The sequence below is a fragment of the Actibacterium sp. D185-2 genome, from assembly GCF_054954595.1.
This window is the reverse complement of the sequence record NZ_JBPWNX010000003.1, coordinates 363341-377018: the sequence shown is the minus strand read 5'-3', so window position 1 is coordinate 377018 and position 13678 is coordinate 363341. Positions and strand designations below refer to the sequence as shown.

12 protein-coding genes are annotated in these 13678 nt (G+C 66.0%); 5 read left to right on the top strand and 7 right to left on the bottom strand.

The features are described 5' to 3' along the window. Positions 1–18: 18 nt before the first annotated feature. The 3 genes from ACSR1C_RS08495 to ACSR1C_RS08485 all read left to right on the top strand — a co-directional run bounded on the left by ACSR1C_RS08495 (position 19) and on the right by ACSR1C_RS08485 (position 3847). Positions 19–1218, top strand: coding sequence for a UbiH/UbiF family hydroxylase (locus tag ACSR1C_RS08495; RefSeq protein ID WP_460258605.1), 1200 nt, complete (start codon positions 19–21; stop codon positions 1216–1218). A gap of 160 nt (positions 1219–1378) precedes the next feature. Continuing rightward, entirely contained in the window at positions 1379–2482 is a 1104-nt protein-coding gene (locus tag ACSR1C_RS08490; RefSeq protein ID WP_460258606.1) for a Hint domain-containing protein, read from the top strand. Between the two features lie 171 nt (positions 2483–2653). Further along, positions 2654–3847, top strand: coding sequence for a Hint domain-containing protein (locus ACSR1C_RS08485; RefSeq protein ID WP_460258607.1), 1194 nt, complete (start codon positions 2654–2656; stop codon positions 3845–3847). On the opposite strand, the gene ACSR1C_RS08480 is transcribed toward ACSR1C_RS08485, so the two are convergent. Beyond that, positions 3768–4226, bottom strand: coding sequence for an Lrp/AsnC family transcriptional regulator (locus ACSR1C_RS08480; RefSeq protein WP_460258608.1), 459 nt, complete (start codon positions 4224–4226; stop codon positions 3768–3770). The genes ACSR1C_RS08485 and ACSR1C_RS08480 overlap by 80 nt on opposite strands. Beyond that, complete coding sequence (locus ACSR1C_RS08475; protein ID WP_460258609.1) at positions 4223–4681, bottom strand: Lrp/AsnC family transcriptional regulator; 459 nt, start codon at positions 4679–4681, stop codon at positions 4223–4225. The genes ACSR1C_RS08480 and ACSR1C_RS08475 overlap by 4 nt, the downstream gene beginning before the upstream one ends. Before the next feature lie 138 nt (positions 4682–4819). Between ACSR1C_RS08475 and ilvC the strand changes: the two genes are divergently transcribed. Both ilvC and ACSR1C_RS08465 read left to right on the top strand, forming a co-directional pair. Further along, on the top strand, positions 4820–5842 hold the full coding sequence (ilvC, locus tag ACSR1C_RS08470; RefSeq protein ID WP_460258610.1) for a ketol-acid reductoisomerase: 1023 nt from the start codon (positions 4820–4822) through the stop codon (positions 5840–5842). A 94-nt stretch (positions 5843–5936) separates the two neighbouring features. Continuing rightward, positions 5937–6857: a DMT family transporter gene (locus ACSR1C_RS08465; protein WP_460258611.1), complete on the top strand. Its 921-nt coding sequence runs from the start codon at positions 5937–5939 to the stop codon at positions 6855–6857. Between the two features lie 22 nt (positions 6858–6879). Here the strand turns inward: ACSR1C_RS08465 and glmM are convergent, their stop codons facing one another. The 5 genes from glmM to ACSR1C_RS08440 form a co-directional block, all read right to left on the bottom strand. After that, positions 6880–8226, bottom strand: a complete 1347-nt coding sequence (gene glmM, locus ACSR1C_RS08460) for a phosphoglucosamine mutase (RefSeq protein ID WP_460258612.1) — start codon at positions 8224–8226, stop codon at positions 6880–6882. Further along, on the bottom strand, positions 8223–9233 hold the full coding sequence (folP, locus tag ACSR1C_RS08455) for a dihydropteroate synthase (RefSeq protein WP_460258613.1): 1011 nt from the start codon (positions 9231–9233) through the stop codon (positions 8223–8225). Before folP ends, glmM begins: the two co-directional genes overlap by 4 nt. 9 nt (positions 9234–9242) lie before the next feature. Then, positions 9243–10163, bottom strand: coding sequence for a dihydroneopterin aldolase (locus ACSR1C_RS08450; RefSeq protein WP_460258614.1), 921 nt, complete (start codon positions 10161–10163; stop codon positions 9243–9245). Between the two features lie 78 nt (positions 10164–10241). Beyond that, positions 10242–10934, bottom strand: coding sequence for a cell wall hydrolase (locus ACSR1C_RS08445; RefSeq protein WP_460258615.1), 693 nt, complete (start codon positions 10932–10934; stop codon positions 10242–10244). Between the two features lie 192 nt (positions 10935–11126). Further along, a complete protein-coding gene (locus ACSR1C_RS08440; protein ID WP_460258616.1) occupies positions 11127–13667 on the bottom strand; it encodes a putative PEP-binding protein in 2541 nt (846 codons plus the stop codon). Positions 13668–13678: the final 11 nt, after the last annotated feature.

Here is a 13678-nt window from a genome sequence, read left to right as displayed (position 1 = left end):
TGACCGGGGGGCAGCGCCATGAACCGTATCACCACCGACATCCTGATTTCCGGCGGCGGCGTCGCCGGGCTGACCGCGGCGGCGGCGTTTGGCACGGCGGGGTTTTCCGTGATCTGCGTCGATCCCGCGCCCCCGGTCACCGACGAATCCGACGCCGGCGCCGATCTGCGCACCACCGCCTTTTTGCAACCCTCGCGCGAGGTGCTGGAGGCCGCGGGCCTGTGGGACCGCCTGGCGCCCCATGCCGCCGATCTGCAGATCATGCGCATCGTCGATGCCGGCGGCGAACGGCCCGAACCCCGCCTGACCCGCGATTTCGACGCCGCCGACATTTCCGGCCAACCCTTCGGCTGGAACTTTCCCAACTGGCTGCTGCGCCGCGAAATGGTGGCGCGGCTGGACGAATTGCCCAATGTCAGTTTCCGCCCCGGCGTCGCCACCCGATCGGTGCTGACCCGCGCGCGCGAGGCTTTGGTGACCCTCAGCGATGGCAGCCGGGTGTCGGCCCGTCTTTTGATCGGGGCCGACGGCCGCAACTCGCCGGTGCGGGCGGCGCTGGGGATCGGCGTGACCACGCTGCGCTATGGCCAAAAGGCGCTGGCCTTTGCCGTCACCCACCCGCTGCCCCACAACAATGTCTCGACCGAGGTGCACCGCTCGGGCGGGCCGTTCACCCTGGTGCCGCTGCCCGACCGGGGCGGCACGCCCTGCTCGGCCATCGTCTGGATGGAGCATGGCCCCGAAGTGCTACGCCTGGCGGCCCTGCCCGAGGCCGCATTCGAGGCCGAGATGAACGCCAGATCCGCCGGGCTGTATGGCCGGCTGACGCTGGCCTCGCGCCGCTCGGTCTGGCCGATCATCAGCCAGATCGCGGATCGGTTCTGTGGCGAGCGCACCGCGCTGATCGCCGAGGCCGCGCATGTGGTGCCGCCGATCGGCGCACAGGGGCTGAACATGAGCCTGGCCGATCTGCGCGTGCTGCTGGATCTGGCGCAGGAAGATCCGGCCGAACTGGGCAGCCCGAAGATGCTGGAACGCTACAACCGCCGCCGCTGGCCCGAGGTGCGCGCACGGGTCACGGGTATTGATCTGCTGAACCGCGCGTCGATGATCGGGGCGCAGGGGCTGCGCGACATGCGCGCCGGCACGTTGAACGCGCTGTATTCCCTCGCGCCGCTGCGCAAGACGCTGATGAAGGCCGGCCTGGGCGTGAAGTAACCGCAACAGCCGCGCGGTTCTGCCTTGTTTTCGCCACATTTCCGCCCGCCCTTTGCCATGCTCCGCCCGCAAACTTAACCGGCAGACAATTCCGCCATCCGAGCGGACAGGCAACAGGGCTGGCACGGGAAACGCCCCGGCCGCCGCGAGGCAGTAGGACATGACCGACACCACGCTGTTGATCAACGGATTTTCCGTTATCGACAATCCGCATGTGAACACCAACTCCTCGGGCGGCGGGAAGTTGATGATCCATGGCGGCACGTCGCCATTCGAGGATGACGATATCGTCAAGGTTCTGGTCGAGGACGCAAACGAGAATGGCGAAGTCACCGGTGCGTCCAAGATCGTCGGCGTGGTGGTCTATGACAACGCCACCGACTATTTCAACGACACCCCGATGTATACTTACGAGCCGATGAACCCCGGCCAATACGCCAATGTGCAATCCGACGTCTCGGGGCTGGGCGACACCTATCTGCGGTTCAACGCCAATGTGCTGGTCTCGGACGATCCGGGCGCGCCGCATCTGAATCAGCTGCTGCTGGCACCGGGCGAGGATCTGGCCAACGGGCTGGATCACGGGCCGATCAAGCTCGATCGGGTCACCTATGTCGATTACGATCAGGATAACACGATCGACGAGGGCACCACCGAAGAGGGCGACGGTTATTTCGCGACCGAGAATAATATCTTCGCCGCGATCTGCGTCGCCCGCGGCACGCTGATCGAAACCCCGGACGGGCCGCGCCGGGTGGAATGCCTGGCGGCGGGGGATCTGGTCAACACGCTGGATGACGGGCCGCAGGTGATCCGCTGGATCGGATCGCGCCGGGTGCCGGGGCGCGGCGCGCTGGCCCCGATCCGCATCCGCGCCGGCGCGCTGGGTAATCTGCGCGACCTGCGCGTGTCGCAAAACCACCGGATGCTGATCACCGGCGCCTGGGCACAGCTTCTGTTCGGCGAGGATCAGGTCCTTGTCGCGGCCAAGCATCTGGTCAATGACAGCACGATCCGCACCGAACCCTGCCGCGCGGTGGAATATTACCACTTTCTGTTCGACGCCCATCAGATCGTCTTTGCCGAGGCCTGCCCGACCGAAAGCCTGTACCCCGGCCAGCAAGCGCTTGATGCGGTGTCGCAGGCGGCGCGGGATGAAATCATCGCCCTGTTCCCCGAACTGGCGCTGAACGACTGCACGGCGCCCCTGTCACGGTATGAGCTGACCGGATACGAGGCCTCGGCGCTGCGCCGCGCCCGCTGACCCCCGCAGCCGTTTGCGCCGTTTCACGCAACGGCACCCTGCAAAAAGCCTGACATTTGCGATTTACGCCCCATTTTCGGCACATGTTGACCGTAATATCGGGGCAAGTACGCCTTCCGCTTCGAACACCCCCGCCCTTGACCGGGCCACAAACGGACGAAAAAGGCACACATGGCGACATCCAGCTTCCTGCTGACCGGATATAACGTACTGGCCAATCCCAGCGTCGGCACCAATTCCACGGGCGGCTATGAAAACGGCGGCACGATGACGGTGCACAGCGGCACCGCAGTCTTTCAGGAAGACGATATCGTCGAAATCCTGGTGGAAAACGTTAACGCGAACGGGGAAATCACCGGCGAGTCGCGCATCGTGGGCATGGTCGTCTATGACAATTCCGCCGATTATCTGAACGGTACGGCCAAATACAATTACACGCCGATGAATCCCGGCCAATATGCCAATGTCCAATCCGATGTCAGCGGACTGGGCGACAGCTATCTGCGGTTCAACGCCAACGTCCTGACCCCCGAAGAGCCGGGCGCGCCCACCTTCAATCAGCTTCTGGTGGCGCCGGGCACCGATCTGGTGAACGGGGTCGCGCAGGGGTCGCTCACGATCGACCGGATCACCGACACCGATTACGACAATGACGGCATGATCGACGCCGGCACGACCGAAGACGGAAACGCCTATTTCAACGCCGAGAACAACAATCTGGTGGTGGTCTGTTTTGCCCGCGGCACACTGATCGAAACCGGCCGGGGGCTGCGCCCGGTTGAACACCTGGAAAAGGGAGATCCGGTGCGCACGCTTGATCGCGGGCTGCTGCCGCTGCGCTGGATCGGCAGCCGGACGGTCCCCGGATACGGCCGCCACGCCCCGGTGCGCATCCGCGCCGGTGCGCTGGGCAACACACGCGATCTGCGCGTGTCGCAAAACCACCGGATGCTGATCACCGGCCCGCGCGCCGAACTGCTGTTCGCGGAACCGCAGGTTTTGGTCGCCGCCAAGCATCTGGTCAATGATGACAGCATCCGCATCGAACCCTGCGCCAACGTCGAATATTTCCACCTGATGTTTGACGACCACCAGATCGTCTTTGCCGAATCCTGCCCCGCCGAAAGCTTCTTTCCGGGGCGGCAGGCGCAAAACGCCGCCGAACGCGCCGCGCGCGACGAGCTGACCGAGCTGTTTCAGGATCTGGCCGCCCTGCCCTTTACCGGCGGCCTGTCGCGCTATGAGCTGGACGCGCACGAGGCGCGGGCCTGGCAACAGCGGGTCCCTAGCCCAGCGGACCGGGGCGGCGCTCCTCTGACAGGATCACATTTGCCTCGACATCGCCGACACCGGGCAATGTCATGATCCGCCGGCGCAGCACCCGCTCGAAATCGGGCAGATCGCGCGCTACGATCTTCAGCCGGTAATCGAACACACCCAGCACGTGCTGCACGGTCTGCACCTCGGGGATGGCGGTGACCGCGCGCTCGAAATCCTCCAGGCTGACGCGGCCCTTGGTGGCCAGTTTCACGCCCAGAAACACCGTCACACCAAAGCCCAGCGCCTGCTTGTCCAGCACCACGCGGCGCGATTTGAGGATCCCCGCCTCCTCCAGCCGCTTCACCCGGCGCCAGGCGGCGGGCTGGCTGAGCCCGAACCGGCGGCCCAGCGCACCGGCGCTTTGGCCCGCATCCTCGGCCAGGGCGCGCAGCAGTTTGCGGTCGGTGTCGTCCAGTTCGGTCACAGCGGCAGCGCCTCGTCCATCATGATATCGGCCACATGCATCAGCGCCTCGATATCGGTGATATGCGGCAGGGTCAGGATCCGCTCGCGGTAAATCTCCTGATAATGCGGCATGTCGCGGGCCAGTACGTTCAGCCGCACATCGACCCGGCCCAGAAAGGTCTGGATCTCGTGTACCTCGGGTACGTCGCGGGCGGCGGTCAGAAATTCATCAAAGGCGCGCGGGTTGGTCTTGTCGAGGGTGAAGCGCAGGCTGACCTCGACCGCGTAACCCAGCGCGCGCCAGTCGATCACCGCGCGCGTGCCCAGCAGGATGCCGCCCCGGCGCAGCCGTTCCAGCCTGCGCGAACAGGTGGCGGGCGTCACCCCGGCCCGTTCGGCCAGCGCCGCATTGGCGATCTCTGGATCGGCCTGAAGCTGGCGCAGCAACCGTCTGTCGGCGTCATCGATCTGCATGATTTCTTCGGATATCCGCAATTTTACGAATGATTTATCGCATAAATCTGCAATCAAGTCAAAGATTGCAACGCATATACGGAAAAACCCGCCTATTGTCCCCGCAGAAAACAGCCTGAACCAAGGAAGGGGCGAGACATGCGCGTTTATTACGATCGCGATTGCGACATCAACCTGATCAAGGACAAGAAAGTAGCGATTCTGGGTTACGGCTCTCAGGGCCACGCCCATGCGCTGAACCTGCGCGACAGCGGCGCCAAAAACCTTGTCGTCGCCCTGCGCGAAGGGTCCAAATCCGCCAAGAAGGCCGAGGCCGAGGGCCTGACCGTGATGGGCATCGCCGAGGCCGCCGCCTGGTGCGACCTGATCATGTTCACCATGCCCGACGAACTGCAGGCCGAGACCTACAAGAAATACGTGCGCGACAACATCAAGCCTGGCGCGGCCATCGCATTCGCCCACGGTCTGAACGTGCATTTCGGCCTGATCGAGCCGAAAGAGGGCATCGACGTCATCATGATGGCCCCCAAGGGCCCCGGCCACACCGTGCGCGGCGAATATGTCAAGGGCGGCGGCGTGCCCTGCCTTGTGGCCATCGACACCGACGCGACCGGCAAGGCGCTGGAAATCGGCCTGTCCTATTGCTCGGCCATCGGTGGCGGGCGTTCGGGCATCATCGAGACCAACTTCCGCGAGGAATGCGAAACCGACCTGTTCGGCGAGCAGGCCGTGCTGTGCGGCGGTCTGGTCGAACTGATCCGCATGGGTTTCGAAACCCTGGTCGAGGCCGGCTATGCGCCGGAAATGGCCTATTTCGAATGCCTGCACGAGGTGAAGCTGATCGTCGATCTGATCTATGAAGGCGGCATCGCCAACATGAACTACTCGATCTCGAACACCGCCGAATACGGCGAATATGTCTCGGGTCCGCGGGTTCTGCCCTATGAGGAAACCAAAAAAGCGATGAAGGGCATTCTGACCGACATCCAGACCGGCAAGTTCGTGCGCGACTTCATGCAGGAAAACGCCGTCGGCCAGCCGTTCTTCAAAGGCACCCGCCGCATCAACGACGAGCACCAGATCGAAGAAACCGGCAAGAAGCTGCGCGGCATGATGCCGTGGATTTCCGCCGGCAAGCTGGTCGATCAGGACAAGAACTGATCCGGTCCGGCCCTTCGGCCGGTATCGAAACATCCCGCGAAGACCCCGGCCATACTGCCGGGGTCTTTTCACTTCACACCCGCCGGGGCCCGCCATGAACAGCCTTCCGCAGATCACCCGCCAAAGCTGGCTGATGGTGGCCGTTCTGGGCCTTGTCTGGGGCTCGACCTTTCTGATGATCGAGCTGGCGCTGACCGGCATCCCGCCATTCTGGCTGGCGACCGGGCGGCTGGCGCTGGCGACGCTGGTGATGGGGGCGTTCTGGGCGCGGAAAGGGTTCCGGCTGGTGCTGGACCGCGCGCGCAAGCCCAGCGTCGGCGCGATCGTCTGGACCGGCGCGGTCAGTTCCGGCATTCCGTTTCTGCTGCTCAACTGGGGCCAGCAATATGTGACCTCGGGCTTTGCCGGAACCGCGATGGCGGTGGTGCCGCTGATCGTGCTGCCATTGGCGCATTTCTTGGTGCCGGGCGAACGCATGACCCTGCGCAAAAGCATCGGCATGGCGATGGGCTTTGCCGGGGTGTGGTTTCTGGTCGGCGCGGATGCGCTGCACAGCACCGGCGCCGCGATGGAACAGTGGGGCCGGCTGGCCTGCATCGCAGTGGCGGTCTGCTATGCGGTGAATTCCATCACCATCCGCCGCCTGCCGCCGGTCGATCCGATCGGGTTGACCACGCTGATGATGCTGGTCGGCACGCTGATCACCCTGCCCTTCGCGGTGGCGTTCGAAGGCGCGCCGCCACTGCCCCCGCTGCGCGCAGCGCTGGCACTGCTGGTGCTGGGCGTGGTGTCAACAGCGGCGATGAACCTGCTGCGGGTTCTGGTGATCCGCTCGGCCGGGCCGACCTTCATGACCCTGGTCAATTATCAGGTGCCGGTCTGGTCGGTTCTGATGGGTACGCTGCTGCTGAACGAGCCGCTGCCGGGCACGTTGCTGATCGCGATGGCGCTGATCCTGGGTGGTGTGGCGCTCAGCCAGTGGGGCGCGTTGCGGCGCATTTTCGTACGGGGCTGATCGGGCACGCCCGAAGGCCGGGTCAGCGCGTGGCGGTTTCCACCGCCGCCACGACACCGCCGACCACCTGCGCCAGCAGCCCCTCATCCTCGCATTCCGCCATCACGCGGATCAGCGGCTCGGTGCCCGATTTGCGGATCAGCAGCCGGCCCTTGCCGTTCAGCTGCGCCTCGGCCCCGGTGATCGCGGCCTTGACCGGCGCGCTGTCCAGTGGGGTCTGCCCCAGGGCGAAGCGCACATTCTGCAACAGTTGCGGCACCGGATCAAACTGACGGATCAGGCTGGATGCGGGCTGACCGGTTTCGACCATCGCGGCCAGAAATTGCAGCCCCGCCTGCAGCCCGTCGCCGGTGGTGGCGTAATCGGTCATCACGATATGGCCCGACTGCTCGCCGCCCAGATTCCAGCCGCCCCGGCGCATCGCCTCGACCACATAGCGGTCACCGACGCCGGTGCGTTCCAGCCGCAGTCCGTTGCCAAGCAGGAACCGCTCCAGCCCCAGGTTGGACATGACCGTTGCCACCAGCGTCCCGTCACGCAGTCGGCCCTCGTCGGCCCAGCGCGCGGCGAACAGCGCCATGATCTGATCGCCATCAGCCACATGGCCATGCTCGTCGATGATCATCACCCGGTCGGCATCGCCGTCCAGGCAGATCCCCACATCGGCGCCATGTGCCACCACGGCGGCAGCCGCGGCGCCGGTGTTGGTCGAACCGCATTTGTCGTTGATGTTGAACCCGTCGGGCGACACGCCCAGCGGCACGACATCGGCGCCCAATTCCCACAATACCTCGGGCGCTGTGCGATAGGCGGCACCGTTGGCGCAATCCACCAGCACCTTCAGCCCGTCCAGCCGCTTGCCCTGCGGAAAGGTCGATTTCACCCGCTCGTTATAGCGGAAGCGCCCGTCATAAATATGCCTGGCCCGGCCGATATTCTGCGATTGCGCGGGGTCCACCCCGTCCAGGGTCAGCGCCTCGATCTCGGCCTCGGCCTCGTCCGACAGCTTGAACCCGTCGGGGCCGAAAAACTTGATACCGTTGTCGTGATGCGGATTGTGGCTGGCCGAGATCATCACCCCCACATCCGCCCGCATCGAGGGCGTCAGCAACCCCACGGCCGGCGTGGGCACCGGCCCCAGCAGCAGCACGTTCATACCGGTCGAGGTAAACCCGGCGGTCAGCGCGTTTTCGAACATATAGCCCGACAGGCGCGTGTCCTTACCGATCACCACCCGATGCACGGTCGAGCCGTCGCGGCGAAAGTAGCGCCCGGCGGCCGCACCCAGACGCAGCGCCATCTCGGCGGTCATCGGCCAGGTATTGGCCCGGCCGCGCACCCCGTCGGTCCCGAACAGCTTGTCGCTCATGTCATCCCCCATAACGCGCAGGCCAGATCCAGCGCCTGGCGGGTGTCCGTAATATCATGAACGCGTAACAACTGAACCCCCTGGGCCGCCGCCAACAGGGCCACGGCAATGGATCCGGGGGCGCGATCGGCGGGATTCGGCGCATTTCCGATCACGCCGATGAAACCTTTGCGCGACGCGCCCAGCAAAACCGGGCAGCCCAGCCCGTGAAACAGGGCAAGCCCGCGCAGAAGCGCCAGATTATGCGCCAGCGTCTTGCCAAAGCCGATGCCGGGGTCAACCACGATACGGGCACGCGGGATGCCGGCGGCCTCGGCCACGGCGATCCGGTCGGCGAGGTAATCGTAGACATCCAGCAGCACGTCGCCATAGCGCGGATCGGCCTGCATCACATCGGGCGTCCCCTGCGCGTGCATCAGGCAGACCGGCGCGCCCGCCTGTGCCGCGACCCCGGCCAGCGCCGGATCGAATTCGAACGCCGCCACGTCATTGACCAGATCGGCCCCCGCCGCCAGGGCTGCCCGCGCCACCCCCGCCTTGCGCGTGTCGATCGAAATCGGCACCGTCACCCCCTTGGCGCGCAGCCCTTCGATCACCGGGCGGGTGCGGGCCATTTCCTCGGGCTCGGGCACTTCGGCGGCGCCGGGGCGGGTGGATTCGCCGCCAATGTCGATCATGTCGACACCGTCCTGAACCATCTGGCGGCCACGGGCCACCGCGGCCTCCAGCACATTGAAGCGCCCGCCGTCGGAAAAGCTGTCCGGCGTCACGTTCAGGATGCCCATCAGGCGCGGGCGATCCATCGCCAGCCCGGCCACCGGCGCGCGGGGCGCGGTCAGGGCGTCGCGCGCCCCGCGCGGCAGGTCCGCCACCGCAAGGCGCCGGGGCGCGGCGCTGCGCGACAGTTCCTCAACTTCGGTGAACCAGGCCCAGCCCCCGGCCAGCGGCAGGGCGTCTGCCGGGCGCTGCGGATCGGTCTGGACGATGGGGCGGAAATAACGGGTCATGGGCAAACCTCAGAGCAGGGTTTCAGCCTGTTCGGGGGTCATCTGCGTGACCCCGTCCGGCGCGCCGGTCGCGATCACCACGCTGCGCGCGGCCTCGACCTGGCCCGCGAACCACAGCGCCAGCGCCACCGCGTCACGCGGGCCGGCCGCCGGGCCGTCGACGGCATCAAGCACAATTTTAGAAGGGGCCCAGACGCTGATCTGGCCGTGTTTCATCGCCCAGTCGATTTCGGTCCGGGTGTTGGTCACCACACAGCGCCGGTCGCGCCCGGCCAGAACCCAGGCGTTCTGTTCGATCGCCAGCAGATCGATCCGCCGTTGCGCCAGCGGCACCCGCGATTGCGGCGCCGGACAATCGGCGGGGCCAACACACAGGATCACCGGCGCGCCACGCGCCTGAAGCCGATCCAGCCAGCGCGGCAACGCGGGCGCTGCAATCGCCGCATTCGACAAGAACAGCACCACCGGATGCAGCACCGGCACCTGCCCGGGGCCTGCGCCTGTGCCCTTGTCCCGGCTGCGCACGATTTCCACGCCCAGCGCGCCGGGGCCGCGATCCAGCTTTTCGATCCGCACGAACACCCGCAGCGGCTGCGGCTCGGCCAGCAGGCGCTGCGCGATCCGCTCGGCCAGGGTTTCCAGCAGGTTCAGCCGCTCGGCGGCCAGCTCTGCCTCGATCGCGTCGGTGATGGTGTCATAGGACAGGATGCGGTCCACATCGTCGTCCAGCGGCGCAGGGTTCGGGCGCAGTTCGACCACCACGTTGAAGCGCACCCGCTGGGTGCTGCCGCGTTCGGCCTGAAAGGCGCCGATCTCGACCGCGACCACATGATCGCGCAGCGAGATCCGGTCGCGCGGATCGCCGGGCTGCTCCATCGCCTCGGACCGGGCCGAGGGATGCGCGAAAGCCTGATGGATGTCATTGGTCATTGCGCCCTCCGGCAGTGGCTTGCGCCACAATCGGCGATCCTCGTCCCCGGGGCAACCGCAAGTGGCCGGACTCCGCCGTCAGTTCGAGCTGAGCCGGACCTGGGGCCGATAAAACAGATGCTGGCCGATCGACGCGGTGCGCAGGAACTTTCGCGCCCAACGCGGGTTGACCGCATGAGTATGGTAATAGGTGGCGCCGCCGGTCAGGTTGCGTGCGGCCCCGTCCAGCATGGCGCGGGCGATCTTGGTGCTGCGGGTATAGGCGGCAGGTTCATGCACCACCTCTTCGCGGCCGTCGCAGGTATAGGTGAACTGGCACTGATATTTGCGGCCGGTGCCCTGATGGACCACGCCGCAGACCGTATCGGGAAATTTCGGCGACGAGACCCGGTTCAGGATCACCTCGGCCACGGCGAACTGGCCCTTCACGCTTTCGCCGCGGGCCTCGAAATACAGCGCCTCGGACAGGCATTGCCATTCGGGGCCGCCCTGCGCGGCGGGACGTGCCGTCAGCCAGGCCGCGTCATACCGGATCGCGGGCACCGCGCCCGACGGGGCCGCGACCACGCGCGCCGGCGCCACCAACTGTTCCAGCCGGCGATGGCCGACGGCGCTGAGCGCGGTTTTCTCGGTCCCCAGAAGCTGGGTCAGACGGCTGTCGAGCACGGCGGTCGGATCGGTTGAGGTGGAGACAGTGACATCTGCACCGGCCGTCGTCGAAACGAACAGCCCCATCGCGACGCAAAGCGCCCGAACAAACCGATAACTCATGGATAGCCCCCAACGTGACACGACCGTTGCGGGCCGCTGCGGGCCGTCACATAGATGAAACATTGCCGCGCGTCCACCCTGACAGCCTAATTCCCGTGCAGCGTGCACCCGTGTTGTGCGGTTTGCAAAGCTCGCGCCGGGGCGCACGGGTGGCATACATATTTTAACTCTTTGACTTTATGTATTTTTATTTCAAAAGGACTTGCCTAGGGCAAGCTGAGCCGCCGCCAGCCGCGCAACCGGCACCCGGAACGGTGAACAGGACACATAGTCGAACCCCGCCTTGCGGCAAAAGGCGATGGATTCGGCATTGCCGCCATGTTCGCCGCAAACCGACACAACCACATCGGCCCGCGCCGCGCGGCCCCGTTCCGCACCGATCAGCAGCAATTCACCCACCCCGTCCACATCCAGCGTGTGGAACGGATCCTCCGGGAACACCTCCTGCTGGATGTACGACCCCATGAACCGGCCCGCATCGTCGCGTGACAGCCCATAGGTCATCTGGGTCAGGTCGTTGGTGCCAAAGCTGAGGAACGCCGCGTGCTGGGCGATCTCGCCCGCCCGCAGCGCGGCGCGCGGGGTTTCGACCATCACCCCAAGCCGATAGTTGAAATCGGCGTTTTTTTCGGTGCGGACGGCGGCGGCCACCGCATCGATGCGGGTTTTCACCAGCTCGACCTCGCGCTTGGCGGATACCAGCGGGATCATGATTTCGGGCACCACCGGATCGCCGCGCCGGCTGGCCTCGATCGTGGCCTCGAAAATCGCGCGCGCCTGCATGTCGTAAATCTCGGGCACGGTGATGCCCAGCCGCACGCCGCGCATCCCCAGCATCGGGTTGAACTCGGACAGCGCCTCGACCCGCCGGGTCACATCCGACAGCGGCAGATCCAGCGCCTCGGCCAGTTCGCGCAGGCCTTCGCGGCTGTGCGGCAGGAATTCGTGCAAGGGCGGATCGAACAGGCGGATGCAGACCGGCAGCCCCTGCATGATCTCGAACAGACGGATGAAATCCATCCGCTGCATCGGCAATAGCTGATCCAGCGCGGCGGTCCGGTCTTCGTGCGAATTGGCGAAGATCATCTCGCGCATCACTGTCAGCCGGTCCTCTTCGAAGAACATATGCTCGGTCCGGCACAGCCCGATCCCGTCGGCCCCGAAATCGCGCGCTGTCTGGGCGTCGGCGGGGGTGTCTGCATTGGCGCGGATGCCGATATCGGCGATATTCTCGGCCCAGCCCAGCAGGGACCGGAACGCATCGTCCAGCGCCGGTGGCAGCATCGGGGCCGCGCCCACCAGTGCCTCGCCCCGGCTGCCGTCGATGGTGATGATGTCGCCTTCGCGAAAGATGCGCCCGTCGGACGCCTTCAACACCTTGTCACGCCCGCGCAACGCCAGCCCGGACACGCCCACCACGCAAGGCAGACCCAGGCCGCGCGCGATCACCGCCGCATGGCTGGTCATGCCGCCGCGTTCGGTCAGCACCGCGCAGGCCGCATGCATCCCGCGAATATCCTCGGGCGCGGTTTCGCGGCGAACCAGGACACAGGCCTCGCCCCGCGCGGCACTGGCCTGCGCCGCGGCCGAACTGAATACAATCCGCCCGGTCGCGGCCCCCGGACTGGCGGCGATGCCCTTGGCGAAACAGTCGCGCCGACCCGCCGGGTCCACCTGGCTGTGCAGCAATTCGGTCAGCGCGCGGGGCTCGATCCGCAAGATCGCCTCTTCGCGCGGAATCACCCATTCCTCGGCCAGCGCCACCGCGATCCGCACCGCCGCGCGCGACGAGCGCTGCACCCGCACCGCATCGAGGATCTTCAGCACCCCGGCCTCGATCGTGAATTCGATCTGCATCTCTTCGCGCAGGCGCTGGCGGCAGATCGTCCCCCATTGCAGCAAATCCTGAAAGATCTCCGGGCAGTGTTCCTCAAGCGAGCGGCCGCGGCTGTCCTGGGTCAGGTACAGCACATCGTCACTGCCGCTGAGCGCGGCGCGGCCCTGGCTTTGGCTCAGATAACGGCCGGTGATCTGGCGTCGGCCGGTGGTCGGGCTGACGAACTGGATGACACCGTACCCGCTTTCCGCCGGGCCCAGCCCCATGACCATTTCCTGCACCACCAGCCCCAGACCGGCATCGGCCGGCGCGCCCTTGGCCTGACGCAGCAGCCGCGCGGTCGTCCCTTCCCATGCCCGTGCCATTGAGCGCAGAACATCGCCCAGTTGCCGGGCCGCGTCCTGCGGGAAGGGTTCGTCGGTTTCTTCCTCATAGGCCAGCAGCGCGGCGCGCACGGCCTCGCCGGTATTCTCGTCGGATTCGAACATATCCGGGTCCAGCCGCGCCACATGAATCGCAAAAGATTGTATGAATCGCAGATAAACCGCGTCGGCGGCCTGTTGGCCGATCCGGTCGCACAGCTCGGCGTGGCGGTCGGCATTCATGCCGATATTCAGGATCGCGCCCGGCCCGCCCCAATCGGGATCTTCGGAACTGGGCCGCACCGAAACCAGGGGACTGCCGCCGAACACCGCCAGGATTCCGTCCTTGTCGGGCATCTGCCCGGCGGCGATCCGGTGCACCGCATCAAACGACAACGCCACCGTGCGCGGCACCGGCATTCCCAGCCGGATCAACCGCTGCAGGCACTTGGCCCGACCGCCATGGCGCGCCACCGCGATATCCGCCGTGGGCGCTATGATCGTGAAATCGGTGAAATCGGCGTGTTTCTGCACCGCAGCATCCT